Origin of the sequence: Streptomyces sp. NPDC050147, from assembly GCF_040660195.1 — a bacterium.
Lineage (GTDB): Bacteria > Actinomycetota > Actinomycetes > Streptomycetales > Streptomycetaceae > Streptomyces.
In genome coordinates this window covers 187824-211948 of sequence record NZ_JBFALJ010000013.1, presented here as the reverse complement: position 1 = coordinate 211948, position 24125 = coordinate 187824, and the positions used below count along the sequence as shown (strand labels likewise).

Annotated in this window: 23 protein-coding genes; 14 read left to right on the top strand and 9 right to left on the bottom strand. The window is 69.9% G+C overall.

Annotated elements, in window-relative coordinates:
- Positions 1-37: 37 nt before the first annotated feature.
- The 3 genes from AB0I94_RS21705 to AB0I94_RS21695 form a co-directional block, all read right to left on the bottom strand.
- On the bottom strand, positions 38-1378 hold the full coding sequence (locus AB0I94_RS21705; RefSeq protein ID WP_363311208.1) for a fibronectin type III domain-containing protein: 1341 nt from the start codon (positions 1376-1378) through the stop codon (positions 38-40).
- 100 nt (positions 1379-1478) lie between these two features.
- A complete protein-coding gene (locus AB0I94_RS21700) occupies positions 1479-1730 on the bottom strand; it encodes a DUF397 domain-containing protein (protein WP_363311207.1) in 252 nt (83 codons plus the stop codon).
- Positions 1727-2596 carry a helix-turn-helix transcriptional regulator gene (locus AB0I94_RS21695; protein WP_363311206.1) on the bottom strand — a complete coding sequence of 290 codons (870 nt, stop codon included), beginning with the start codon at positions 2594-2596 and terminating at the stop codon, positions 1727-1729. The genes AB0I94_RS21700 and AB0I94_RS21695 overlap by 4 nt, the downstream gene beginning before the upstream one ends.
- Positions 2597-2729: 133 nt before the next feature.
- Here AB0I94_RS21695 and AB0I94_RS21690 point away from each other — a divergent pair, with 133 nt between their 5' ends.
- The 5 genes from AB0I94_RS21690 (at position 2730) to AB0I94_RS21670 (ending at position 5843) form a co-directional block, all read left to right on the top strand.
- Positions 2730-3191 carry an ATP-binding protein gene (locus AB0I94_RS21690; RefSeq protein ID WP_363311205.1) on the top strand — a complete coding sequence of 154 codons (462 nt, stop codon included), beginning with the start codon at positions 2730-2732 and terminating at the stop codon, positions 3189-3191.
- Between the two features lie 221 nt (positions 3192-3412).
- On the top strand, positions 3413-4321 hold the full coding sequence (locus tag AB0I94_RS21685; RefSeq protein WP_363311204.1) for a hypothetical protein: 909 nt from the start codon (positions 3413-3415) through the stop codon (positions 4319-4321).
- A gap of 47 nt (positions 4322-4368) precedes the next feature.
- Positions 4369-4623, top strand: a complete 255-nt coding sequence (locus AB0I94_RS21680) for a type II toxin-antitoxin system Phd/YefM family antitoxin (protein ID WP_363311203.1) — start codon at positions 4369-4371, stop codon at positions 4621-4623.
- Complete coding sequence (locus tag AB0I94_RS21675) at positions 4620-4871, top strand: type II toxin-antitoxin system RelE/ParE family toxin (RefSeq protein WP_363311202.1); 252 nt, start codon at positions 4620-4622, stop codon at positions 4869-4871. Before AB0I94_RS21680 ends, AB0I94_RS21675 begins: the two co-directional genes overlap by 4 nt.
- Positions 4872-4976: 105 nt before the next feature.
- Positions 4977-5843 (top strand): AraC family transcriptional regulator, encoded by an 867-nt coding sequence (locus tag AB0I94_RS21670; protein ID WP_363311232.1) that lies wholly within the window; start codon positions 4977-4979, stop codon positions 5841-5843.
- Between the two features lie 57 nt (positions 5844-5900).
- Here AB0I94_RS21670 and AB0I94_RS21665 read toward each other — a convergent pair whose 3' ends face one another.
- The gene (locus tag AB0I94_RS21665) at positions 5901-7061 is read right to left on the bottom strand and encodes a lipase family protein (protein ID WP_363311201.1); all 1161 of its coding nucleotides are present in this window, start codon (positions 7059-7061) and stop codon (positions 5901-5903) included.
- A gap of 87 nt (positions 7062-7148) precedes the next feature.
- Entirely contained in the window at positions 7149-8165 is a 1017-nt protein-coding gene (locus AB0I94_RS21660) for an AraC family transcriptional regulator (RefSeq protein WP_363311200.1), read from the bottom strand.
- Between the two features lie 154 nt (positions 8166-8319).
- Between AB0I94_RS21660 and AB0I94_RS21655 the strand changes: the two genes are divergently transcribed.
- Positions 8320-10116, top strand: coding sequence for an AMP-dependent synthetase/ligase (locus tag AB0I94_RS21655; RefSeq protein WP_363311199.1), 1797 nt, complete (start codon positions 8320-8322; stop codon positions 10114-10116).
- Here the strand turns inward: AB0I94_RS21655 and AB0I94_RS21650 are convergent.
- Complete coding sequence (locus tag AB0I94_RS21650) at positions 10082-10396, bottom strand: AzlD domain-containing protein (protein WP_363311198.1); 315 nt, start codon at positions 10394-10396, stop codon at positions 10082-10084. The two genes, AB0I94_RS21655 and AB0I94_RS21650, sit on opposite strands and share 35 nt — an antisense overlap.
- Entirely contained in the window at positions 10393-11157 is a 765-nt protein-coding gene (locus AB0I94_RS21645) for an AzlC family ABC transporter permease (protein ID WP_363311197.1), read from the bottom strand. The genes AB0I94_RS21650 and AB0I94_RS21645 overlap by 4 nt, the downstream gene beginning before the upstream one ends.
- Positions 11158-11278: 121 nt before the next feature.
- Between AB0I94_RS21645 and AB0I94_RS21640 the strand changes: the two genes are divergently transcribed.
- Positions 11279-11860 (top strand): XRE family transcriptional regulator, encoded by a 582-nt coding sequence (locus AB0I94_RS21640; RefSeq protein ID WP_363311196.1) that lies wholly within the window; start codon positions 11279-11281, stop codon positions 11858-11860.
- Between the two features lie 245 nt (positions 11861-12105).
- On the opposite strand, the gene AB0I94_RS21635 is transcribed toward AB0I94_RS21640, so the two are convergent.
- The gene (locus AB0I94_RS21635) at positions 12106-12309 is read right to left on the bottom strand and encodes a cold-shock protein (RefSeq protein ID WP_018528239.1); all 204 of its coding nucleotides are present in this window, start codon (positions 12307-12309) and stop codon (positions 12106-12108) included.
- A 336-nt stretch (positions 12310-12645) separates the two neighbouring features.
- On the opposite strand from AB0I94_RS21635, the gene AB0I94_RS21630 reads away from it, so the two are divergent.
- Together AB0I94_RS21630 and AB0I94_RS21625 are read left to right on the top strand one after the other, a co-directional pair.
- Positions 12646-13530, top strand: coding sequence for a menaquinone biosynthesis protein (locus tag AB0I94_RS21630; RefSeq protein WP_363311231.1), 885 nt, complete (start codon positions 12646-12648; stop codon positions 13528-13530).
- Positions 13531-13644: 114 nt separating this feature from the next.
- Positions 13645-15336 (top strand): protein kinase, encoded by a 1692-nt coding sequence (locus tag AB0I94_RS21625; RefSeq protein ID WP_363311195.1) that lies wholly within the window; start codon positions 13645-13647, stop codon positions 15334-15336.
- A gap of 40 nt (positions 15337-15376) precedes the next feature.
- On the opposite strand, the gene AB0I94_RS21620 is transcribed toward AB0I94_RS21625, so the two are convergent.
- Entirely contained in the window at positions 15377-20095 is a 4719-nt protein-coding gene (locus AB0I94_RS21620; RefSeq protein ID WP_363311194.1) for an FtsK/SpoIIIE domain-containing protein, read from the bottom strand.
- 331 nt (positions 20096-20426) lie between these two features.
- Here AB0I94_RS21620 and AB0I94_RS21615 point away from each other — a divergent pair, with 331 nt between their 5' ends.
- From AB0I94_RS21615 to AB0I94_RS21595, 5 genes are all read left to right on the top strand, one after another.
- Entirely contained in the window at positions 20427-20729 is a 303-nt protein-coding gene (locus AB0I94_RS21615; RefSeq protein ID WP_190085684.1) for a WXG100 family type VII secretion target, read from the top strand.
- A gap of 98 nt (positions 20730-20827) precedes the next feature.
- Positions 20828-21136 carry a hypothetical protein gene (locus AB0I94_RS21610; protein ID WP_363311193.1) on the top strand — a complete coding sequence of 103 codons (309 nt, stop codon included), beginning with the start codon at positions 20828-20830 and terminating at the stop codon, positions 21134-21136.
- A 2-nt stretch (positions 21137-21138) separates the two neighbouring features.
- Positions 21139-22455 (top strand): putative T7SS-secreted protein, encoded by a 1317-nt coding sequence (locus AB0I94_RS21605; RefSeq protein WP_363311192.1) that lies wholly within the window; start codon positions 21139-21141, stop codon positions 22453-22455.
- On the top strand, positions 22455-23195 hold the full coding sequence (locus tag AB0I94_RS21600) for a hypothetical protein (RefSeq protein WP_363311191.1): 741 nt from the start codon (positions 22455-22457) through the stop codon (positions 23193-23195). The genes AB0I94_RS21605 and AB0I94_RS21600 overlap by 1 nt, the downstream gene beginning before the upstream one ends.
- Positions 23192-24103 (top strand): hypothetical protein, encoded by a 912-nt coding sequence (locus tag AB0I94_RS21595; protein WP_363311190.1) that lies wholly within the window; start codon positions 23192-23194, stop codon positions 24101-24103. Before AB0I94_RS21600 ends, AB0I94_RS21595 begins: the two co-directional genes overlap by 4 nt.
- The last annotated feature ends 22 nt before the right edge of the window (positions 24104-24125 follow it).

Below are 24125 nucleotides of genomic sequence, written 5' to 3'. Positions count from 1 at the left end.
GGCCGGGAGGTGGCGAACCACCCGGCCCCGGCTCACGTCAGCCGGTCGGCGTGGCCGACACCTCGGGGGAGAGGGCGGACTCCAGGCCGTCCGCGTTGACGGTGGCGACGGCGTAGTAGTACTTCGTGCCGCCCGTCAGACCGCGGTCCACGTACTCCGTGCTGCTGGTGGAGTGGGTGAACTCGGCGTTGTCCTTGGTGATGCCGGGACTGGTGGAGCGGTAGACGCGGTAGCCGGTCACGGGTGCCTCGTTGCCGCCGGAGGGGACACCGAACCAGTTGAGGCGCACACTGCCCGCACCCGGCGTGATCTCGTAGACCTGCGTGGCACCCGGCGGTCGCGGCTCCGTGTACGTCGGCTTGACCGATGCGGAGGCGGGCGAGGCGACGGAGTACGAGGAGGTGGCGACGACGGCGTAGTAGTAGTCCCGCTCGCCCTCGTCCTCGCCCACCGTGGCGGTGTACCCGGGGCTCGTCGTGGTGGCCACGCGGTTGGCCGGGTCGGTGATGTCGACCGGCGAGGTCTTGGAGCGGTAGACGGTGTAGGAGGAGACCGGTACGTACGGGCTCTGCGTCCACGACAGGCTGAGCCGGTTGCCCACGAGCTGGGCGTTGCCCAGGGTGGGCGCCTTGGGAGCGGTGCTGGAGCCGACGGTCTTGGTGCCGTTCACGGCGTTCGACGCCTCGGACTCGTTCCCGACGGCATCGACGCCCCGCACCTCGTACAGGTACGTGCGTCCCGCCTCGCCCTTCGTGTCACGGAAGGTCAGCGACGTAGTGGAACCGACCTTCGTCCGCTGGGCGTTGGGGGATTCGGCACGGTACAGCACGTACTTCACCGAGTCCGAGTCTCCGGTGCGCCAGGTCAGCGTCACACCGCGCTCGTCCTCGCGTGCACGGGTGAGGTCTCGCGGCGCGAAGGGGGAGACGGTGTCCCGGGTGCCGCGAAGGGGCTCGGTGTAGGGCGAGAAGTGGCCCGCGTCGTCCAGGGCGCGGATCTTGTAGGCGTACGAGACGTCGGCGTCGCCCGCGGTGTCGCTGTACGAGCTCGCGGAGACGGTGTCGAGCAGTTCGTAGGGCCCGACCTCGTCCGGTTCGGTGCCCTCCGCCTCGGCCCGGTAGACCTCGTAGCCGGTGGCCGCGGAGAGCGAACTCCAGGACAGGGAGACGGACTCACGCCCGGACGTGACGTGGAAACTCTCGGGGGCGTCGTACAGGGGGTTCTCGGGCTGGTCCGGATCGTCACCGACGGCCTTGACGGAACTGGCGGCCGTGGCGGGCGCGGTGGCGTGCGCGGTGCCGGTTAATCCGAGGGCGAGGATGACGACGGTTGCCGCGGAGGCGACGGCTGCGGGTCTGAGACGGGTGCGGTGGTTCACGGCTGGCGTTCCCTTTCGGTGGAAATGGGGATGCAGTCGTGGGGGGAGGTGGTGAGGTGGTGGTGCTGTGGGGGCAAGAAACTGTAGCTGGTCGTACTCGTCAGATGCCGGAGTCGGCCGCGTGGGCGATGAACGTGGTCCACGCCGTGGACTTCACCGCGAAGGTGGGACCCTCGGGGTTCTTCGAGTCGCGTACGTGGATGGCGTGGGGGCAGGGGGCTACCTCTACGCATTCGCCGCCTTCGCCACTGCTGTGGCTGGACTTGGCCCAGGCGTAAGCGACTTCGAGGCATTCGCCGCCGCCGCCGCTGCTGTGGCTGGACTTGAACCAGGTGAGTTTCTCGGTGCTCATAGTTCTCCCAGCATCTTCTCGATCAGGGCCAGCGAGTCACGGGGCGTGAGGGCCTCCGATTGCAGGATCCCATAGCGGACGGCCAGTACACGGACTTCCTCTAGAACGGTGATCAAGCGCGGGTACGTATGGATCTCCATGTACGCCACCTGCTGCTGCTTCTTGGGCGTCAGCAGGGTGAACGGACCGTCCAAGCTGGGCTGTTCCTCCCGAGCGAGTGGCATCACCTGTAGTTGGACAGTCCGCATGCTTCCGATGCGCAGGAGTTTCCGCAGTTGCTCCTTGTGGACTGTCTTCCCGCCGATGGGCCTCAGCAGCACGCTCTCGTCCAGGATGAAGCTGAACGTAGGTGAGGGCCAGGGGTCGAAGATCTGCTGACGAGCGAGCCGGTCCGCCACCCGCTTCTCGATGGTCTCCTCGCTCAGCAGGGGCTTCCACTGGGTGAACATGGCGTGTGCGTACGCCTCGGTCTGGAGCAGGCCCGGAACGGACTGGTTGGTGTAGACGTACAGCTGAACGGCCAAGGCCTCCAAGCTGGCGTACCCCCGGTACCACTCCGGGTGCCGCGTCCGCGCCTTCTTCTGCGCCTCCCGTACGTCATCAATGGCGGCCAGCAGTACCCCACCCGCCCCCAGCAACGGATCTGCCAGCTCCAAGAACTCGGGCTGCGGCGTCCGCACCCCCCGCTCCATCGCCGAGACCAGGTCCTCCCCGCAGTGCGCCCGCGCCCCCAGTTCCTTCTGGCTCAAGCCCGCGCCGACCCGCAGCACCTTGATCTGCTTGCCGATGGCCCGGAAGAGATGGGCCGTGCCGTCCTCCTCGGCGGGCCGCTCCGGGCGCCGCTCTTCAGGTTCCGTGTTCGCCATGCCGTACCGCCTTCGCGTGCGTCCAATGGTCACGGCCGACGACCCGACAGACAGCACAGGGCAGCCGTACAGCTACGCTCCGTCGCGGCGTCGTACCTGGTCAGCGTAGAGCGCAACGACCACGCTCCGTGACATGGAATCCCAAATCTCCACCCCCCAAATGCAGTTCGCGCAGCGGCTCAGCCCCACCCGCAGAGGTGCCCGCCTCGCCCGGCGCCTCGCCGCCCACCAGCTGGAAGCCTGGGGCATCCCGCACGGCAGCGACCTCTCCGACGCGGCAGCGCACATCACCGCCGAGCTGGCCGCCAACGCCGTCACGCACGGCCACGTACCCGGAAGGGACTTCGAACTCCGCCTCTCTTACGTGGAGTCGACGCGCACGCTCCGTATCGAGGTGTCGGACGCCCGGGGCGACCGCGCCCCGGAGCTGCGCCCGCCGGACCCCGAAGCGGAGACCGGCCGGGGGCTGCGTCTCGTCGAGGCGATCGCCGCAACGTGGGGCGTCACGGAGCGCCTGATCGGCAAGACGGTCTGGGCCGAGCTCCGAGCTCCGAGCCCCGAGCTCTCTTTTGCAAGGAGTGGTTGGAAGGCTTGAACCCACCCTCCCGCCCTTGCTGAGGCGGCTCAACTTCCCGCCGCACCAGGGGAGATGACAATTTGTGATCAGGTTGCGACCGAGCGTAGATGTGCTCTAGGTTCGCGACGACAAACGTCAAACGACCCCGGTCGGTGCGGGAACACCGGGTCCGGGGTCTATCCAACGAGATCGCAAAGCTGAGGCACGATCCGATGGCTTCCAATGAGCCTAGCTCCCCCTTGCCCGCCCCCGCACACCCCATGGCCAACCCGGGGTACGGGAAACGCCTGGCGCCCGAGCAAGAGCGGGCCCGCCGCGCCGACTTCGAACTGCTGCCCAAGCGTGAAGCGTCGATCGCCGGGTTCATCGACCGTTTGCCCGAAGGCGCGGCGATGGACCACAAGACGCTCGCCAAGCACATGGCCGGGTACGGGCAGGCCGCTGTCCGCAGTGCGTTGAAGGCCCTGTCCCACGCCGGGTATCTGCGCCGCATCAAAGAGCAGGTCGTCCGCGAGGGCGGCGCGCGCCGCTGGGTGACTCGCACCTACTGGTCGCGCACGCCGCGTACGGCCGCCTGGTGGTGGGAGTTCTGCCGCAGCGTGCGGGGCGTGATGCTGGACGACCCGTACGGCGAGGGCGACGGCGGCGAGGGCGAGCCGCCGGTCGGCGACGGGCCCCCGCCGCGTTCCGCCGCGTACCGCACCCTCGCCGAGCTTGGCCGTACCGAACCCCGCTTGACGCTCTCGGCGGCGGACTGCGACCGCCTCGAACCCCTCGCCGCGGCCTGGCTCGCGCGCGGCGCGACAGTGACCCACCTGAACCACGCCCTGACCGCCGGGCTCCCGGAACCGCTCCACAACCCGGCCGGTATCGCGAAACGACGCCTGGAGGACAAGATGCCACCCGAGATCAGCGAGGCCCACGGCCGCGAGACCGTGCTGCGGCGCGTGATGGTCTGCCTGTTCTGCGAGACCACGGGCGATGAGGACCCCCTGGTCCGGCGCCACGGCTTGTGCGCGGCCTGCGCCGCCGAGGAGGAGACGGACGTCCCGGACACCTTCCGCCCGGCACCGGGCCCGACGGACGTCGCCGCGTACGCGGACGCGGTGCGGCTGGCGGCGGGTATTGCCCCCAGGGGCCTCGGGTGACTCGGAACACCGAGTACAGAAGTGGCGAGAAGTGTACAGTTCAGTGCATGAGTGAGACGCTGCCCATGACTGAAGCCCGCGCTCGTTTCGGCTCGCTGGTCCGGCGGACCGCGCATGCAAGGGAGCGGATCACCATCACTGATCACGGGCAGCCGGCGGCTGTGCTGATCAATCCGCAGGAACTGGCCGACCTGGAAGACGCGTTGGCGTTGGCGGAGTACCGGGCGGAGCAGGCCGCCGGTACCCCTGCCGGAATCCCTCACGAAGAGGCGCGCGCCCGGCTCGGTCTGGAGCGTGAGTGAGCTACCAGATCATCTGGCGCACGCAAGTGATCGATACCGCCACGCGATTCCTGAAGGACGATCCGGACGGGCTGCGGCAGCTCTTCGACGCGGTGGACCTGCTGGCCGACGACCCACGCCCGGCCGGCACGGCTGCGTACGGGTCCCCTGATCTGCGGCGCATGCATGTCGGCCGGTACCGGGTGATGTACGAGATCACCCAGGAGACGGTCACCATCGTGGTGATTCACGTCGGACGGACGGCTTGATCAGACCCGGGCCGCCATGTGATCCCGACCGGACCGGGCACAAGATGTCGGGTCCGGCAGGGTGGGTCCTTCCTAACGTGAGTGACGAAAGGGAAGGAGATCCGGGTGCTGGAGCGGTTGAACCAGGCCATGGAGCACATCGAGGCCCACCTCGACGGGCAGATCGACGTGGCCGACCTGGCGCGGACGGCCGTGACGTCGGAGTACCACTTCCGGCGGCTGTTCTCCGCTCTGGCGGGGATGCCGCTGTCGGAGTACATCCGGCGCAGGCGGCTGACCGTCGCGGGTGCCGAGGTGCTCGGCGGGGAGCGGACGCTCCTTGAGGTCGCCGTGCGCTACGGCTACTCGTCGGGCGAGGCGTTCGCGCGGGCGTTCCGCGGGATGCACGGGGTGGGCCCCGGTGAGGCAAGGCGGGGCGGCGCGACGCTGCGGTCCCAGCCACGGATGTCCTTCCGTCTCACCGTGGAAGGGAGCAGCAGCATGCAGTACAAGGTCGTGGAGAAGGACGAGTTCCGTGTCGTCGGCAGGAAGGCGCGCGTTCCGCTCGTGCACGAGGGCGTGAACCCGGACATCGCCGCGTTCATCCGGGGGCTCGGCCGGGAGACGCTGCAACGCATCGAGAGCCTGTCGGACCAGGAGCCGCGGGGGATCATCTCGGTGAGCGACAAGCTGGACGAGAGCCGCGCCGAGGGGACCGAACTCGACTACTGGCACGGTGTGGTGAGCAGTGCCGCGGTGCCTGACGACATGGACGCCCTCACCGTGCCCGCCGGGAACTGGGCCGTGTTCGAGAGCTCGGGGCCGTTTCCGCAGACGCTCCAGTACATGTGGCGGGACGTGTTCACGCAGTGGTTCCCGTCGAATCCGTACCAGAGCAGGCCGGGGCCCGAGATCCTGCGGACCCGCCTCTCGGACGACGGGACGCAGGCGGACGCGGAGCTGTGGATTCCGGTGGAGCGGACGGCCGGCTGAGCAGTGGCGCGCGGCGGCCTCCCGAAGCCGCCGCGCGCCGTCAGCCCTCGGAGCCGGTCAGCAGTTCCCCCGCGCCGGCTTCCCCGCGAAGCGGTCCGCCAGCCAGTTCGCCGCCAGAGGTGACTGGGTGATCACTCCGGAGACGTGCTCGCCCAGCGGGACGGTGTGCCACTCCACGTTCGCGCCCTTGGCGCACCAGTCCTTGCGCACCTGCTTGCCGACGCCGTACGGGATCAGCTCATCGGCGAGCACGTGGTACTGGTACACCGGCGCGTCCGGAGCCCGCGTGCCGACCTGCGACTCGCGAAGGCGCTGCTGCCAGTCGGGCTGGTCGAGGGGGTTCTTCACCGTCATGTCGTCGATCTTCTTGAAAGCGCCGAGCACCGCGCCGTCCGCCACACAGCTGTTGCGCAGCGCGCCGAGCAGCTTCTTGCCCGCGGGGTTCAGATACGACTCCAGGTTCAGTTCGGGGAAGGCCGCGTTCTGGCCGATCGCCGCCATGAAGATCAGGCCCGAGCCGTACGAACCGTCGTTGAAGTCCGCCACCTTCATCAGGTCGCCGGGTACGCCACCGGTCGCCGTGCCCTTGACCTTCAGGTCGGGGGCGTACGACCCGTGCAGTTCGGCCGCCCAGCTGGCCGCCTGCCCGCCCTGCGAGTAGCCCATGACGCCGACCGGGGTGTCCTCGCCGAGCCCCGCCTCCGGGAGGCGGATCGCGGCCCGTGCGGCGTCGAGCATGGCCTGGCCCTCGGCCCTGCCGACCGTGTAGGTGTGGTCGCCGGGGGTGCCGAGCCCTTCGTAGTCCGTCACGGCCACCGCCCAGCCCCGCAGGGTGAGCTGCTGGATGAGGTTGGCTTCGAGAGTCGTCCCCCGGGGAAAGCCCGCGCTCGGGGCGCAGTGGTCGCCCATGCCGATCGTTCCGACGGCGTACGTGATCAGGGGGCGGGGCCCCTTCCTGCCGTCCTGCGGGACGATGACCGTGCCGGAGACGGTGTTCGGCTCTCCCGTCGCCGTCGTCGAGCGGTAGTTGATCTTCCACGCCTTGGTGTGGGTCGGCTGGCCCGGCAGCGGGTGGAAACTGCTCGGTGCGGAGCTGACGACGTCTCCGGGGGCGGCGGTGTCCGGGGCCGGGGCGGCCTGCGCCGTCACCGGGGTGACGGCCGAAAGACCGAGCGCGGCCACCACGGCCAGGGCTCTTGCGCTGGTACGAACGTGCATGCGGCTCTCCCAACAGTCCTCAGTGGCTGGGGTGTGCAGGCGACGAACGTAGTGACTGACGGGTAGGTCCGGCGCTGGCGGGAGCGCTCAGCTTTGTTGACCCCGGTTCTCATAGCGATAGGCGCCGGGCGTCGTCCCCGTCCACCGGCGGAACGCACGGTGGAAGGCCGTGTCCTCGGAGAAGCCGAGGCGCGCGGCCAGATCGGCGATGGGCTCCGTGCCCTCGGCGAGCCCGGCGATCGCCGCGTCACGCCGTACGGCGTCCTTCAACTGCTGGTACGAGGTGGACTCCTGGGCGAGACGGCGGCGCAGCGTCGCGGGGCTCACCGCCAGGCGGGCGGCGACCTCGCCCAGGGAGGGCAGCCGGGGCGAGGTGCGCAGCGCGCGGGCCAGGGCACGCCGTACCTGCTCGGCGACCGTCGTCCCGTACTCGCGCCGCGAGAGGAGGTCGAACGGCGCGCGGTTCAGCATCCCCTCCAGCGCCGCCTCGTCCCGGATCAGCGGCGCGGCCAGCCAGCGCTCGTCGAATCCGGCACCGGTGCGTGGCGCGCCGAAGCGGACCGGGCAGCCGAAGAGGAGCCCGTACTCGTCCTTGTGCGGGGGAGGGGGGTGCCCGAACTCCGCCCAGTGGAGCGGAATGCGGCGCCCGATCAGCCAGCTGCACAGGCGGTGCCAGATGATGACGAGGCACTCGGCGAGGAAGAAGTCCCGTTCGAGATCATTGCGTACGGCGAGAACGGCGCCGCCTGTCCCGCGGTGCTCCAGCGTGAGGTCAGGTCCGCCCGGAAACAGCCCGTAGAAGGTGACGCCCCGCTCCATCGCGGCGCCGAGGTCACGGCACCCGAGGGACGCGTGGCACATCATCGCGAACGTGCCGGGCCTGCTGACCGCCGAGCCGAGGCCGAGGAACTCGTCGCCGGTGGCGCGATACAGCTCCCGGAAGAGGCGGGCGAACTGGAGCTCGGTGATGCGGGCCCGGTCGTCGCCGAGGAGCAGCGGGGGAATCTGGGCGGTGCGCAGCAGCGGGACGGTGTCGATTCCGTGGCGCTCGGCGCCGTGCAGCATGGCGCGGACGTGGTGGACGGTGATGGTCCGGCTGGGCATGGGAGTTCCTTCCCCCGTCCCGCCCGGCCCCATGCCGACACGACAAGGAGGGTCTTCTGAGGATCTTCGTGCACGGTGGTTGAGCTCCGCGGCCAACTCCGCTGACGCTTCCCGTCATCCCCTGACGGCCCGCACTGTCCCTAGCGTCGTACACATGCAGCCGACGGAGCGTCCCGAGACCCTGGCCGTCCTCACCGAGTGGGCGGCGGACCGCCACGGCGAGCTTCCCGCCCTCCGCTTCAAGTCGGATGGCGGGGCGTGGGAGGAGGTCTCGTACGAGCAACTACGCGCACGCGTACGGGAGGTCGGTCTGCGCCTGATGAGCCTCGGTGTCCGCCCGGACGACCGTGTCGCGATCCTCGCCGAGACCCGCCCCGAGTGGACCTACGCCCACTTCGCCGTCTTCGCGGCGGGCGCGGTGGTCGTCCCCGTCTACCCGACGGCGGGTGACGAGGAGGTCGAGTGGGTCGTCACAGACTCCGACGCCTCGGTGGTGACCTGCGAGAACGCCACGCAGGCGGAGAAGATCGAGCGTCTGCGGCCCAGGCTGCCCGGCGTGCGGCACGTGCTGCTCATGACGGAGGGGGAAGGGGAGGGGGAGCAGGGGCCCGAAGGAGAGTCCGGGGGGTCCCCTGACACCCTGTTGGGCCGGGCCCGGTCCCGTACCCCCGCCGACCTCGCCACCATCATCTACACCTCCGGCACCACCGGCCTGCCCAAGGGCTGTCTCCTCACCCACGGCAACCTGGGCGCCGTCCAGTCCGCCACCCTCCCGCTGCTTGAGGGCGGCCCCGGCGACTCCACGTACCTCTATCTCCCGCTCGCCCATCTCCTCGCCCAGCTCATCGAGTTCACCACCCTCATCCAGGGCGGGGAGCTCTGCTTCTTCGGCGGGAAGATCGAGAACGTCGTCGCCGAGCTGGCCGAGGCGAAGCCCACGCATCTGCCGTCCGTGCCGCGCCTGTTCGAGAAGGTGTACTCCGTGGTCCTCTCCCTCGCGGAGTCCCAGGAAGGGGGCCGCGAGCGGTTCGAGGAGGCGGTACGCATCGGGGTTCTCGCGGCGGACGGCGTCCTGCCGCCCGAACTCCAGGAAGCGTACGAAGCCGCCGACAAGGCCCTCTACGGCCTGGTCCGGCAGGCGCTCGGAGGGCGCGTCCGATGGGCGCTGACCGGCGGCGCCCCCATCGCGCCGCACGTCATCGACTTTCTGCGGGCCTGCGGGATCGAGGTCTACGAGGGCTACGGGATGACGGAATCGGCCGGTGTCATCAGCCTCAACCATCCCGGCGCGGTGCGGTACGGAACGGTCGGCCGCCCCGTGGAGGGCTGTGAGGTCCGCATCGCCGATGACGGGGAGGTCCTTGCCCGCGGCGAGATGGTCTTCCCCGGCTACCACGCGGACCCGGCCGCCACCCGCGCCACCCTGGACGAGGAAGGCTGGCTCCACACGGGCGACCTGGGTGCGATCGACGCCGACGGCTACCTCAGCATCACCGGCCGCAAGAAGGACCTGATCATCACCTCCGGCGGCAAGAACCTCACCCCGTCCCTCAGCGAACTCGCCGTCCAGCGCTCGCGTTTCGTGTCACGCGCGGTGATGGTGGGCGACAAGCGCCCCTACCCGGTGGCCCTGATCACGTTGGACGGGGAGGAGATAGGCGGCTGGGCGGCCCGGGAGGACGTGAAACTGACCGAACCGCCGTCACGGGACCCTCGCGTCCGCGCCCTCGTCCAGGAGGTGGTGGACGCGGCGAACGCTACGGTCTCCCGTCCGGCCCGCATCCGCGACTTCGCCCTGCTGGACGAGGACTTCACGGTGGAGAGTGGACTGCTGACCCCAAGCCTGAAGGTGCGCAGGCGTGCGGTCACGGAGCGGTACGCGGGCGTGGTGGAGGGGCTGTACGCGAGGGGTGCGGCTACGCCACCCCGGCCAGACGCAGCAGCGCCGTAGTCGCCGCCGCGCCGACCACGACCACGGCGAAGGGAGCCTTCCGCCAGGCGAGCACCCCGCCGGCCAGCACGCCGAGGGGCCGCGCCCACCCGGCGAAACCGTGCCCCTCGGTGAGCGCACCGGTGGCGAGCAGCGCGACGAGCAGGACCGTCGCGCCTACGGTCAGCAACTCCTGGACGCGGACCGGCAGTTCGACGCGCCCGTGCAGCAGGGGGCCTGCGAGGCGGAAGGCGTACGTTCCGGCGGCGAGGACGAGGACGCAGGCGAGGTAGGCGTTCACGAGGCGCTCCTCTCGGGGAGGCGGGAAGGACGTGCGGGACGGCCCGGTCCGCGCCGCGCCGCTAGGAGCCCGAGCAGCGCGAGCAGAACCGGCACCCCGGCGGGCAGCCACGGAGCCGCGGCGACGGCGATGACGGCACCGGCGGCCGCGGCCCGCCGCGTCGCGCTGTCGCCGCGCAGCGCGGGCAGCACCAGGGCGAGGAGCACCGCGGGGAACGCGGCGTCGAGTCCGAACCGGGCGGTGTCGCCCAGCGCGGAACCGGCGAGCGCGCCCCCGAGGACGCTGACGTTCCACACGGCGAACAGGCCGAGCCCGGATATCCAGAACGCGGCCTTGCGTCGCTTCTGGTCGGGCTGGGCCAGGACGAAGGCAGCCGTCTCGTCGGTGATCAGGTGCGCGCCGAGGAGCCGCGCGGCCCAGGAGCGGCCCAGGCTGTCGGCGACGGCCAGGCTGAACGCCGCCGTACGGGAGTTGAGCAGCAGCCCGGTGGCGGTCGCGGCCACCGCGCCGCCGCCCGCCGCGAGGATGCCGACCGCGCTGAACTGGGCGGAGCCCGCGTACACGAGCAGCGACATGAGGACCGGCACCCAGACGGGCAGGCCGCCCGCGACGGCGATCGCGCCGAAGGAGACACCGACGACGGCGTCGGCCAGCCAGACGAGGGCGATGTCGCGCAGGACGCCGCGGGGGAGGTGGGAGAGGCGAACGAAACCATCGTTCGTTCGGCGGGGTGGGTCATCTGTTCGGTGTGGCGAACGCATACGTCGTAGGATGGGCGGAGAGGGTGATGTTCGTCAAGGCGAACGATTCGTCCGCTGTAGCGAACGGCAAGGTTTCAGAACTCAGAAGCTCAGAAGCTCAGAGGCGAGGGAGCGGAACGGCATGACTGACGGCAAGGACGGCGGCGCCGCCCGATCCCGCCTGCCCCGCGAATGGGTCGCGGCCGCGTTGCGCCGGGAGCGGGTCAAGGCGGGGCTCTCCCTCTCCGAGCTGGCCAAGCGCGCGGGCGTCGCGAAGTCGACGCTTTCCCAACTGGAGGCGGCCACGGGCAACCCCGGCATCGAGACGCTGTGGGCCCTGGCGGTGGCGCTGGGCGTGCCCTTCAGCGTGCTGGTGGAGTCGCCGGCGCCCGAGGTGACGGTGATCCGGGCCGGGCAGGGCCCGACGATGCATGCCGAGCGCGCCTCGTACGCGGGGACGTTGCTCTCGGCGGGCCCCGCCGGTGTGCGGCGCGACATCTACCACGGGGCGATGGAGCCGGGCTCCGCGCGGGAGTCCGACCCGCACATTCCCGGCTCCGTGGAGCACTTGGTCGTCAGTACGGGGCGGCTGCTGGCCGGCCCGCGCGGCGAGACGGTGGAGTTGGCCGCAGGCGACTACATGTCGTACCGGGGAGACGTCCCCCACCTGTACGAGGCCCTGGAGCCGGGCACGGCATTCGTACTGGTCATGCAACACGTCTGAGAAGCGGCGCCCCGGCCCCGCCAGGGGCGCGGGGAACTGCGCGCCCAGCCACGACGGCCCCGCAGCGTACAGAGCACCCCGTCCCGCTGAAGGCCCAGGAGCCGCTGAAGGCCCAGGAGCCAGAGAAAGGCAGGAGCCCCGCCGATCCGCTCACGCGGAAAGGAAGGGCTCCTTGGGTACTGCTATCCATGTCCGGATCAAGTCACCGGAACTGTCACACGCCCCATTCGCATGGGGCGCCCCCACTACTGGGGGGTGACGTTCTCCGCCTGCGGACCCTTCGGGCCCTGCGTGACGTCGAAGCTCACGGCCTGGTTCTCCTCAAGGGAGCGGAAGCCGTTCGCGTTGATCGCGGAGTAGTGGACGAAGACGTCGGGGCCTCCGCCTTCCTGGGCGATGAATCCAAAGCCCTTTTCGGCGTTGAACCACTTCACGGTTCCGGTAGCCATAAGCCCTCCTTGGGCCAAAGGGTTGCCCTGCTCCAGAACCTGCGATTGTTGAAACAACTGCATAAGTCTGAAAACGACGAGAGCCTGCGGGTTACATGCTCCGCAGGCTCTGTACTGCAAGGGAAACCAAACTGCAACTTGCGGCGAGCTTAGCACGCAGGCAGCCGAATGCAATAGGGGGCTAGATCACGTCACCCGGATGTTTGACGGACCCCCCAGAGGGGTTGACGGGCCAGGTCGAAAGGTCTTGACAAGGGCGGGATCGGGGCCCCGCTTTCTGCACCGTACCGCAAGGGGGCTAGCCTCCCCGATGTGGACAATTCTCCCGTTGACGCCATCGCCGGGGAGGGCTCAGATCAGCTCCCCGGTCACAGCCGCACCCCCCGGCCCCGCGTCGGTCACATTCAGTTCCTGAACTGCATGCCGCTGTACTGGGGGCTCGCGCGGACCGGCACGCTGCTCGACTTCGAGCTCACGAAGGACACCCCGGAGAAGCTCAGCGAGCAGTTGGTGCGGGGCGATCTCGATATCGCGCCCGTCACTCTCGTCGAGTTCCTCAAGAACGCCGACGACCTCGTCGCCTTCCCCGATCTCGCGGTCGGCTGCGACGGCCCCGTGATGTCCTGCGTGATCGTCTCGCAGGTGCCGCTCGACCAGCTGGACGGCGCCAGGGTCGCGCTCGGCTCGACCTCCCGCACCTCCGTGCGTCTGGCGCAGCTGCTGCTCGCCGAGTGCCACGGCGTACAGCCCGACTACTACACGTGCCCGCCCGACCTCGGCCTGATGATGCGGGAGGCGGACGCCGCCGTGCTCATCGGGGACGCCGCGCTGCGGGCCAACCTGATCGACGGGCCTCGGCTCGGTCTCGACGTGTACGACCTGGGCCAGATGTGGAAGGACTGGACGGGCCTGCCGTTCGTCTTCGCGGTCTGGGCGGCGCGCAAGGACTACGCGGCGCGCGAGCCGGCCGTGGTGAGCGCGGTGCACAAGGCGTTCCTCGCCTCGCGCGACGTCTCCCTCGAAGAGGTCGGCAAGGTCGCGGAGCAGGCGGCGCGTTGGGAGGCCTTCGACGCGGAGGTCCTGGAGCAGTACTTCACGACGCTCGACTTCCGTTTCGGGAGCGCTCAGTTGGAGGGCGTCGCGGAGTTCGCGCGCCGGGTGGGCGAGACGACCGGGTTCCCCGCTGACGTGCGGGTGGAGCTGCTGGGGGCACAGCCGTAGTACGAGGTGGCATGCCGGGGCCGCCGGGCGGGCCCGCGGACTACCCTGAGCTGCAGACAGTGCGCGCGGCTCGGTGGCCGCGGCCGTGCGGCGCGTCCGGGGGAGGTCTTCGTCATGCACCCGCTCGATCCCGGCGAACCGACCGTCATCGGACCCTACCGGCTGCTCGGCCGCCTCGGTTCGGGCGGCATGGGCCGGGTCTACCTGGGGCGCAGCTCGGGCGGCCGTACGGTCGCGGTGAAGGTCGTCCATCCGCACTTCGCGCTCGACGAGGAGTTCCGCGCGCGCTTCAGGCGTGAGGTGGAGGCGGCGCGGCGGGTGGGCGGCGACTGGACCGCGCCGGTCCTCGACGCCGATCCGGAAGGGGCGGTTCCGTGGGTGGCCACGGGGTACGCGGCGGGCCCCTCGCTGGCCGACGCGGTACGCGACCAGTCGCCGCTTCCCGCCCACTCCGTACGGGTACTCGTGGCGGGCCTCGCCGAGGCGCTCGCCCATGTGCACGGGCTCGGGCTCGTGCACCGCGACGTCAAGCCGTCCAACGTCATGCTCACGATGGACGGACCGCGTCTCATCGACTTCGGCATCGCACGGGCGACGGACGGCACGGCCTCGCTCACGTCGACCGGGGTCTCCGTCGGTTCGCCCGGCTACATGTCGCCGGAGCAGATCCTCGGCAAGAAGGTGGCCGGGGCGGCGGACGTCTTCTCGCTGGGGGCCGTCCTGGTGTTCGCTGCGACGGGGTCGGCGCCCTTCCCGGGTGACTCGTCCGCCTCGCTGCTCTACAAGGTCGTACACGAGGAGCCGGAACTCGGCCCGCTGGACGGGGAGCTGCGGGACCTGGCGCGGGCCTGCCTGTCCAAGGACCCGGGCGCACGCCCCACCCCGCGGGAGATCGCGCGGCGGCTCGCGCCCTCCGGTGCGGACGCCCTGGTGGCGGCCGGGTGGCTGCCGGGTCCGCTGGTGGAGCGGGTCAGCCGGAGCGCGGTGCGCCTCCTCGACCTGGAGACGGAGGGGGACGGGAGCGCGGAACAGCCGTCGGGCCCGGTGCCGTTCGGGTCGTCGAGCGCGCACGCCCCGGTGTGGGACACGCCGCAGAGCGGCAACGCTTTCGGCCCGCCGGACCCGTCGTACGCACAGATCCCCGCGCCCTCCCCTCCCACGTACGTCCCCACACAGACGTCAGCGCCCTCGGGGACGCCCGGCCGGGTGAGCGTCTCGGTCGCCGCGACGTCCACGCCGAGCGGTGCCGACGGGCGTGGCCGCAAGGTCAGTTGCACGCTGGTCCTGAGCGTGGCGGGCGCGCTCGCCGCGGTGACGGTCGGGTCGGTCTTCGTCTTCGGACTGCTTCCGGGGAACGACAACGACAAGCCGAGCGACACGGGAGGGCACCCCCCGGCCGCGACCGCGAGCGAGCAGCCCGGCGACGACGACGGCGACGCGGACCAGAGCGGTGACGAGGTCCCCGCCTCCTACCGCGGCACCTGGGAAGGCCAGGCGGTGGCGGCGAACGGCGCGGTCCCGATGGGGACGTTCCGGCTGAAGGTCGAGCGGGGCAAGGTCGGCGAGCGCTTCGCCGTCATGACGCAGACCGACCAACTGGGCGGCGTCTGCGCGGTGGACCTGACTCTGAGGTCGGTGTCGGGCAAGGAGATCGTGGCCGAGGGCAAGGGCCAGGCGAAGAGCGCCGCCCAGTGCACCAAGAACACCCACACGGTGCACCTGCGCCCCAAGGGCGACACCCTCCTCTACCTCTCGAAGAACGCGGAGTCGGGCAACCCGGAAGCCACCCTCAGCCGCGTGGACTGACAACCCCGCGGCCCACGCCCGCCGGCGCCCGGCCGCCCCGTCACATCGGCGTGGTGACAGTGACCGGCTCCCCGCTGCCCGTGTACAGCAGGCCCTTGCCCGGGGCGATCGGGCCGCCGACCATGCTCCGGGTCGTGCGGATGCCGATCAGTTCGCCGCTCGAAGAGTCCTGGGGCGAGAGCAGAATGCCGCGGCGGCCCTTCTTCGCCTCGACCTGCCAGCCGGAGAAGCCGCCGCAGACCTCCTCCTCGTCGCCGCCGATGATGAGGCCGAGGCCCCGCTCGGAGCCGCGCTGCACGAGGCGCTTGAACTCGCGTTCGGCGTCGCAGTCCTCAAGGACCTCGCCGTCGTCGACGATCCACACGATCGGGTCTTCGGGGGACGCGGACTCCACGGCCTCCTTGAAGTCGTCGCTCTCGATGTCGTCGTCCTTGAAGACCTTCAGTACGCCTTCCTGGCCCTCGAGTTCACGGAGCGGGGAAGGCCGTGGGGCGGCGATGATGATGCGTACGCCCTGGGTGAGGTAGGACCGGGCCAGGTTCATCAGCGTCGTGCTGCGGCCCGACTTGGCCGGGCCCGCGACGACGAACGTCGGCACGCCCTGCGCGAGGTCGGGCCCGAAGCCCATGATGTCGTCGCCGCCGATGCCGGCGAGCGCCCAGAGCTTGGAGCGCGAGGCCTCCGGGTCCCGCATCTCCCAGGCGTCCGCGAAGCTGATACGGCTGGGCAGGCTGTCCACGCGGAACGGCTTGCGGGCGCGCGGCACATCCGCGTCCCGCGCTGCCGCCGCCTCGCCGATCTCGGAGATCGCCGCGGCCTGACCCTGGCCCGTGGAGTCCTCGGAGAGGAGGGCGAACTGCGTCTCCGTGCCGTGCTCGTTCTTGAAGCCGCGGCCCGGCGGAATCTCCTCCGGCACCTTGCGCGCGTTCATGCCGAGCATCGAGAAGTCGGAGCGGTCGGCGAGCCGCAGGCCGTACTTGTCCTCGGTGAGCGAGGCCATGCGGCCGATGAGGACCTGGCGGTCACCGGTGATGACCAGGTGGATGCCGACGCTCGCGCCCTCGCGCATCATCGCCTGCAGTTCGTCGGTCAGCTCGCCGTGGTCGTACTCACCGAGGGTCGGCAGCCAGCCCTCCCAGCGGTCGAGGAGCACGACGATGTGCGCGAGCCGCTCCTCCTCGGGCACCGCGGCCCGCTGCTCGCCGATGTCGGCGAAGCCCTTGTCGGCGAGGAGGTCCTGGCGGCGGGTGACTTCACCCTTGAGCCGGGTGATGAGCCGCACCGCACGCTCGGTCTGGTTACGGCTCACGACGGCTCCGCAGTGCGGAAGCCGGGTCAGCGCGTTGAGCGCGCCGTTGCCGCAGTCGATGCCGTAGAGGTGGACGTCGGCACAGGAGTGCGTACGGGCGAGGGAGGCCGCGATCGTACGCAGGATCTGCGAGCGGCCACTGCGCGGTGCGCCGCCGATGAGCAGATGCCCGAACGTCTCGAAGTCGACCACGACCGGGCGGCGCGCCTGGTCGGAGGGGATGTCCTCCAAGCCGTACGGGGCGGGGGCGAGGGAGCCCGGCTTGTCGCTCGCGGCGGGCAGCGGGATCTCGTCGAGCTGGAGCGTCTCGGAGAGCGCGGGCAGCCACGGGCTGTGCTGGGCGGGGATGCCCATGGTCGCGTTCGCGTCGCGCACGGCGTCCACGAGGACCTTGAGGTCGGTGATCTCCTCCTCCTCGCGCGCCTGCGCCTTGGGCTTCACGAGCGCCGCACGGCCGAGGTCCTCCCAGCCGAGCGAGCCCGCCCAGGGCGCGAGCAGCGCGGGGTCGGCGGCGCCGGGCCTGCGGCCACCGACACGCCCCGACTGGAAGGGGACGAGCGAGGCGTGACCGAGGCGGACGTAGGCGCGGCCGGGCGTGCTCTTGGAGATGTGGCCGGCCGCCGGGTCGTCGATGACGTCGGCGGACTCGGCGCCGTCCGTCACGCGCAGGGCGATGCGGAGGTTGGTGTTGGCGCGGATCTCGGGGGAGACGACACCGCTCGGCCGCTGCGTGGCGAGGAGCAGGTGGATGCCGAGCGAACGGCCACGCTGGGCGATGTTGACCAGGCCCGTCACGAAGTCGGGCAGGTCACGCACCATCGAGGCGAACTCGTCGATGACGATGAGGAGCCGGGGCACGGGCGGGTGCGAGGGGTCGCGGCGCACCAGGTCCTGGTAGTCCTCGATGTCCTTGGCGTCGGCGGCGGCCAGGATGTGCTCGCGCCGCTTGAGCTCGGCGCCCAGCGACTCCAGTGCGCGCTCGACGAGGTGCGCGTCGAGGTCGGTGACCATACCCACCGTGTGCGGCAGCTTCACGCAGTCCTTGAACGCGGAGCCGCCCTTGTAGTCCACGAGGACGAAGGTCATGTTCTCGGGCGTATTGGCGACGGCCAGCGCCGCCACGATGGTCTGGAGCAGCTCCGACTTACCGGAACCGGTCGTACCGGCGATCAGGCCGTGCGGCCCGTCACGCCGCATGTCGATGCCGAAGGGCCCGTCGTACGACTCGCCGATGACGGCCATCGTCGACTGGCCGCCCATCCGCCAGCGCGCCGTGATCTGGTCGGCCGTCGGCGGCTCAAGCTCCAGCACGTCGAGCAGTCGGCTGGACCCGGGCAGCGCCGAGTCCTCGGTCTCGCCGCTGATGTCCCGCAGCGGGGACAGCGCGCGGGCCAGGCGGCCGCACCAGGCGGAGGAGACGAAGTCGGGTCGTACGTCAAGGATGCGGGCGGCGTCGGTCTTCTCGACGCGCAGCCGCAGTGCGAGGGGCTTCTCGGCGCCCTGCTCGCCGTCGTCCCCGGCGGCCGTGTGCCAGGCCTGGAAGGAGGGGAAACCGCCGGGCGCGTTGGAGGCGGGCGTGGCCGTGCCGGGTGTGGCCGTGCCGGGTGTGGAGGGAGCGGGCAGGCCGGTCTCCGCGGCTTTCGGCTCGGCGATCACGATGGCCTGGCACTCGCCGGGCAGGAACCTCTCCTCGTCGTCGAGGCAGAGCGCGTACATGGAGACGGCGGGACCCTCGCGCAGCAGCTTCACCACGCCGGGCATGGACCGCAGTCGCCGCGAGCCGTCCCACACCACGACGATGTCGGGGTCGCCGAAGGAAGCGGCGCCGCCGCGGTTGTTCTCCTTGGCGGCCTTCTGCCGGGCGGCGAGGATCTGGGTCAGCTCACCGATGCGGGCGCCGACGGTCTCGGCGTCCGTGCCGATCAGCATGTTGACGTCCTGGGAGCCGGAGGGCCGCGCGTGCGGCAGCCAGCGCGTCCAGTCCCAGCTCTCACGCGCGGAGTTCTCGGTCAGAACGTAGAACTGGACGTCCAGCGGGCTGTGCAGGACCGCCGACTGCGCGACGGCCCAGCGGCCGAGCGCCTTCGCCGAGTCACCGGGGCCCGCGATGCCGATCACACCGAGATCGCGCAGCGAGAGCGCGACGGGCGCGTCCTCGATCTTCCAGGTGACCTCGCGCTTGTGGTCGTCCTGCTCGGGGTCGTCGAGCACGACCTCGGAGTCGAGCCGTCCGGTGCCGACGCGCATGAGGAGATGGTCGGAGTCGGTGCGCCGCCGCTCCCACAGCCGCGTGCGGGGCCCGGTGCTGAGGGAGAGGATGCCGGCCGGGCTGAGAATGGCCTGCCGCTTGTCCATCCGCTCGGCGACGAGGGCTTCCTGCGCGTCCCTCTCGATCCGCTCTTTGTGTTCGTTGTACTCCTTGACCTGTTTGGCATGGGATTTACGACCATGCTTCTTGTCCATGAAGTAGTTTCCGAAAAGGATGAGCGGGCTGAGCAGCGCCATGATCATGTAGTACCAGCGCCCGAAGATCATCACGGATACGACGGCACCCACGAGCGGCGTGAGCGCCATCAGCCAGGGCAGCGGGCGCGCCTCGAAATCACGTACCGGACTGGGCAGCCTGAATTTCGTCTGCCGCTCGGGCGGACGCAGTCGCGGGGGCCGGTTGTAATCGAGTCCCGTGCCGTCCTCGGACCATTTCAGGGCGGCATTGGGCGGCACGTACCTGTCGAGTTCGAGCAGGGTGTTTCCGACAGCTATCTGTGCGCCGAGCGGCCATTCGCCCTTGTCGCGCTGTTTCCCGCTGCTGTCCGCCCTGTTGCCCTTTTCGCGCTTTCTGCGCTTTTCCGGCTTGTCGCTCGCCTCGCCCTTCTTCTCGCCCTTCTTCTCGTTTTCCTCTGCCTCACCGAACGGCTTACCGTCAAGGGTCACGCCGTCTATGTCCCCATGTACGGCGACTTGGCAGGTGCCATCGGTTGCAACTGACAACGTGAGGGCCCGGGCGGGCAGCTCCGGATCGTCGATGCGGATGTACGAGGCGGGTCCGCTGCCGATGTCGTAGCGCCCGATCCCGAGCCGGTGCACGGCGCCTGCCGCGGGTCCGCCCGCGACGCGCAGTTCGACCAGGCCGGTGGGTTCGCCGGGCAGGCAGCCCGCGGGGTCGTGCAGGCTGACGACGGCGCCCTCGCGCAGCGCGGAGGTCCCGATGGTCGCGGAGGCGTCGATGGGGTAGCCGTCCACGAAGACGACGGGCGCCCCGGCCTGGCCGCCGCCGGGCTGGAGCTGGTGCCCGCCGATCGGGATGATCTGGGCGTCACCGCCGCCGTAACCCACCTGTTGGGCCAGTTCCTTGGCGATGTCCCCGACGGTGGACTCAGGATCGGCGTCGAGCACGACATCGGCGTTCGCGCCGCCGAGCGGATCGACGACGGTCAGAGTCAGGCGCACGATCGTCCTCCCCTTGAGCCTGCATCGACCGCTCCCGGAACGCGGTCGAAGTGGCTGGTCCACAGTGCCTGTGAGGCTCTCCACAGTGCCTGTGACGATAGCCGCTCCACCCTTCCCGCAGGCAACGGGCCGTGCGCGGGCTCATAGCAGAGCTGTGACTCAACCGGGCTGTGCTCACTTCTGCCCCACCCGTAAGCTGCTGACCGAAGAGCGGAAGATCGCACGAGCAACCGAGCGCCCTCGCACGCGGGGTGCACGGGTTCGAGCGGGCCCGCACGGGTGGAGCCAAGGGGGATGGCCCTGCGGCGAGTTGGATTGGATGTGAAGCCACATGGCCAAAGACGCCGATATCACCTATGAGGAGATGCGGACCGCGGCGGGCAAGCTGAACGACGCCAAGGACAAGATCGACGAGAAGCTCGACGCCCTCGAGCGATACGTCGAGAACCTGGTGAAGAACGGCTACACGACTCGCAAGGGTTCGCAGGCCTTCGAGGACTCCTTCAAGGAGTTCAAGAAGGGCGCCAAGGACACCATTGAGGGCCTCACGGGCATGGGCAAGTTCCTGACCAGCGCCGCGAAGGCGTACGAGGACCTGGACGACGACCTCGCCAAGGGCGTCAAGGGCAAGTAGTCATGCCCTCGGTCCGTTGAAGAGGTAGTAACCCGGTGCGGTGGGCCGCTTTCTCTGCGGCCCATCGCACCGCTCGTATGTGCGGATGGGGGAGCGGTATGAGTGATTTGTCGGTCGACTACGCCGTATTGAACAGGGTGAAACACAACCTCGACCACATCGCCCACCTGATGAAGCAGCCGGGCCGTGACATGGAGAAGGTCTCCGGTGACGCCATGGGCGCCCGCGAACTCGCCGAGCGTATGGACGACTTCGGCGAAGAGTGGTCTTACGGGATCAAACAGCTGACCAAATTCTCGGGCAAGGCATCCGACGCGCTGCTCAAGATAAAGAAGGCATTCGAGGACCTGGACGACGAGCTCGCCAAGGTGAACAAGCAGGGCAAGAGTGAAGGCCAGGGGAAGTAGAGATGGCTGAGGCGCAGTTGGAGGACTTCCCGGCCCTGGGGTTCGTGCCCTGCCCCGGTGACCATGTGGTGGCCGACAGTGTGGCCAAGACCGTCCGCAGGACGGCGAAGGCGCTGGTCGAGATCTGCCATGTTCTGCACGGCACCGGTGTCGGTGACTGGGAGGGCAAGGCTGCGAAGGCCTTCCGGGAGACGTTCGACGACGAGTTCCGCCCGCGCATGGACGACGCCCGCGACTCGTTCCGTAACGCCGCTTCCGCCCTGGAGGACTGGGCGGAGTACATGGAGCGCAAGCAGCGGGCCGCCGTGAAGCTGGAGGCCGAGGCCGCCGTCGTCGCCAAGTCGCTGAAGGACGCGTACGACAAGGCCGACAAGCTCAACGACGCGGACGACAAGAAGAAGGACTCCAAGGACCACGAGGGCAAGGTCAAAGACGCCAATCGGGCGGTGAACACGCAGGATCTCGAACTGGAGGAGCTGCGCAGCAAAGGCCGCCGGATGCAGAAGGCCTACAACGCGTACGGCGAGGAGATAGCCGACCGGCTCAAGTCCGCCATGGACATCGCCCCGAATGAACCCGGGATGTGGGAAAAGCTCGGAAACGCCATCGAGGACCTCGGCGAGGCGCTCGCGGACCTTCCTGGACAGGTGGGGGAACTCCTTTCCGCGGTCGGCGACTGGATCAAGGAACACGCCGACTGGATCACCGTTGTCGCCTCGGTCGTCGGCGTCATCGCCATCTTCTGTCCGGTGCTCGCGCCGCTGGCGATCGGGCTGAGTGCCGTGGCGCTCTTGGCCCACGCGACGGCGTACGGCGTGGACGGACTGTGGCCACCGACCGGTGAGCGGATCGGCAACTGGCTCACGCTCGGCGGTGACGTCCTCGGCATGGTGCCCGGAGTCGGCGCGGCGAAGGCGGGAGTCATGGCCGGCTTCAAGGCGGGGCGTGGCGCCGGTGGCGTTGCCGCCGGCGCCAAGGTCGGCATCAAGACGGCGGGCACCACGGCGAAGAACGTGATGAAGGCGGCGGACCCGGTCGCCAAGGTGATCGACAGGCCCGTCATGGCCGCTGCCGCGAAGCTCGGAGTCCCCCGGGGTGCCGCGCTGACCGCCACGGAAGGTGTCCAGGCCGCCGCCCAACTCGCCTGGACGGCGCCGACCGCGATCAACGCCTATGGGACGAGCACGGGCAAGTACGACGCCGCGACCTGGGGCACGGGTGTGGGGAACATCGCCACGGGAAGCGGCGGCGGCAAGTTCGGCGGGACCGTCGCCATCGGCAGTGCGATAGGGCTGGGCGCATGGGAGTTGACGGACTGATGGCGTCTACTGATCCGGGGTACGCGGCCACCGTTTCCGCGGCAGGCCCGGCCACCACGGATGTTCCCGACCTCTGGTTCGAGCTCCCGCCCGGTTTCACGCAGTTCGACCTGCTGGAGGTCCCTGAGGAGCGCGTGTTGCGGATGGCAGAGGCGGTCGACTCGCTCTTCGCCGGTGCCGCCACGCCCTTGCAGAAGTTCAGCCTCGTCATCTCCGGTGAGTACGCGCTGCAGACCGCGATCGCGGCGGGCGCCGAGCACGTGTCGGCCTGTCTCCTGCGCATGCCGGACGGTGAGCTGTCGCAGGGCACGCTGTCCGTACTAGTCGAAGGGCCGGACGTCGGACCCCAGGAACAGGACAGGCAGGGCTCGGCCAGGCGCACGGCCCTCCAATGGCGCGAACAGTACCCGGACGCCGAGGTCGCCCTGATCATGTTGCCGTACGGTCCGTCCGCCCTGTGCATCCGAGACCAGGAGCTTGAGCTGCCCGGCGTGCTCTTCGGCCTCGATGACCCCATCCCCACGACGATCCGGCACGCCCAGTTCTGCGTGCCCCTGAGCACCGGCCCCGGTTCGGCTCTGTTTCTCTTCATGACCGAGGACAGAGAGCACTGGACCGAGTACCTCGATCTGCTCGGCGGCATCATGAAGTCGGTCTCGACGCAGGAGCCGACCGATGACGGGCCGGCCGAGAAGAGACCGACCGGAAAAGGGCCGACCAAGGAGGGCGTCGCGGCATGAGTCTCGGCGGGAAGCGTAAGAAGCACGCGGAGGGGGCGCCGGACACGCGCTACCGCATTCCGCTGGCGATCGCAGTCGGCTGCTACGCGCTCGCCGCGATCGTCGGGATGTACCTCGTCGCCGACGACTTCGGCCTCGGACTCCAAGTGCCCCTGTGGATCGTGCACGGAGTTCTGCTCATCGTGCTGATCCGGAGGCTGGGGGCCGGAGGTGAGGCCGGCACGTACGCGGCACTGTTCATCGTGGGCGCCTCTGTCATGTCGGCGGGCGTCGCGGGTATGGCCCGTCAGGACCTCACACTGCAGCAGCGGGGCGATGAGGTCTCGGCGACGGTCACGAAGGAACGAAGAGACCCGGGCCAAGGACGCAAGAACCGCGATTACCACTACACACTGCAACGCCGGGATGGCACCCGCGTACCTGGGCCCGAGATGAAGACCGCATCCGACCTCTACGAAGTCGGCCAGACCGTCACGGTCATCGAGGACCCCGAGGGCGAGCTCGCCCCGCGCACGCCGGGCGAGGCCGACGCCACCGGCGAGCTCCTCGGAGCTTCCGCGTTCGCCCTCGCAGCGCTCGGCTCCGTCGGCTGGATGACCTGGAAGGGGTCGGACAGGGGCAAGCGGCGGGAGGCCGATCCGCCCGACCGGCTACGAAAGGCGTACAAGGTGATCAACCGCAACCAAGCCACGCAGGAGGAGCAGGAGCAGCAACTGCGCGAGGCCCTGCGCACGTTCCCCGCCGACCGGCGCGGCTACATCAAGGTCTTCCCGGAGTCTTACCCCGACGTGCCACAGCGCCGCGCCGCCCGGATCGCGTGGGAAGAGGGAACACGGATGGAGGGATCGGGGAACCGGGGCTCATGGCGCTTCGGGGAGACCGTGGTCGAGGAGGTCCCGCACGATTGAGCCGGGAGGGAGCTCGAAGAGC

What these genes read in the sequence shown, in the direction of transcription:
- AB0I94_RS21640 (WP_363311196.1), top strand. Translation starts at nt 11,279, where the DNA reads ATGACTGACGGCAAGGACGGCGGCGCCGCCCGATCCCGCCTGCCCCGC.
- AB0I94_RS21700 (WP_363311207.1), bottom strand. Translation starts at nt 1,730, where the DNA reads ATGAGCACCGAGAAACTCACCTGGTTCAAGTCCAGCCACAGCAGCGGC.
- AB0I94_RS21665 (WP_363311201.1), bottom strand. Translation starts at nt 7,061, where the DNA reads ATGCACGTTCGTACCAGCGCAAGAGCCCTGGCCGTGGTGGCCGCGCTC.
- AB0I94_RS21605 (WP_363311192.1), top strand. Translation starts at nt 21,139, where the DNA reads ATGGCTGAGGCGCAGTTGGAGGACTTCCCGGCCCTGGGGTTCGTGCCC.
- AB0I94_RS21635 (WP_018528239.1), bottom strand. Translation starts at nt 12,309, where the DNA reads ATGGCTACCGGAACCGTGAAGTGGTTCAACGCCGAAAAGGGCTTTGGA.
- AB0I94_RS21695 (WP_363311206.1), bottom strand. Translation starts at nt 2,596, where the DNA reads ATGGCGAACACGGAACCTGAAGAGCGGCGCCCGGAGCGGCCCGCCGAG.
- AB0I94_RS21680 (WP_363311203.1), top strand. Translation starts at nt 4,369, where the DNA reads ATGAGTGAGACGCTGCCCATGACTGAAGCCCGCGCTCGTTTCGGCTCG.
- AB0I94_RS21660 (WP_363311200.1), bottom strand. Translation starts at nt 8,165, where the DNA reads ATGCCCAGCCGGACCATCACCGTCCACCACGTCCGCGCCATGCTGCAC.
- AB0I94_RS21655 (WP_363311199.1), top strand. Translation starts at nt 8,320, where the DNA reads ATGCAGCCGACGGAGCGTCCCGAGACCCTGGCCGTCCTCACCGAGTGG.
- AB0I94_RS21615 (WP_190085684.1), top strand. Translation starts at nt 20,427, where the DNA reads ATGGCCAAAGACGCCGATATCACCTATGAGGAGATGCGGACCGCGGCG.
- AB0I94_RS21645 (WP_363311197.1), bottom strand. Translation starts at nt 11,157, where the DNA reads ATGCGTTCGCCACACCGAACAGATGACCCACCCCGCCGAACGAACGAT.
- AB0I94_RS21690 (WP_363311205.1), top strand. Translation starts at nt 2,730, where the DNA reads ATGGAATCCCAAATCTCCACCCCCCAAATGCAGTTCGCGCAGCGGCTC.
- AB0I94_RS21600 (WP_363311191.1), top strand. Translation starts at nt 22,455, where the DNA reads ATGGCGTCTACTGATCCGGGGTACGCGGCCACCGTTTCCGCGGCAGGC.
- AB0I94_RS21610 (WP_363311193.1), top strand. Translation starts at nt 20,828, where the DNA reads ATGAGTGATTTGTCGGTCGACTACGCCGTATTGAACAGGGTGAAACAC.
- AB0I94_RS21595 (WP_363311190.1), top strand. Translation starts at nt 23,192, where the DNA reads ATGAGTCTCGGCGGGAAGCGTAAGAAGCACGCGGAGGGGGCGCCGGAC.
- AB0I94_RS21625 (WP_363311195.1), top strand. Translation starts at nt 13,645, where the DNA reads ATGCACCCGCTCGATCCCGGCGAACCGACCGTCATCGGACCCTACCGG.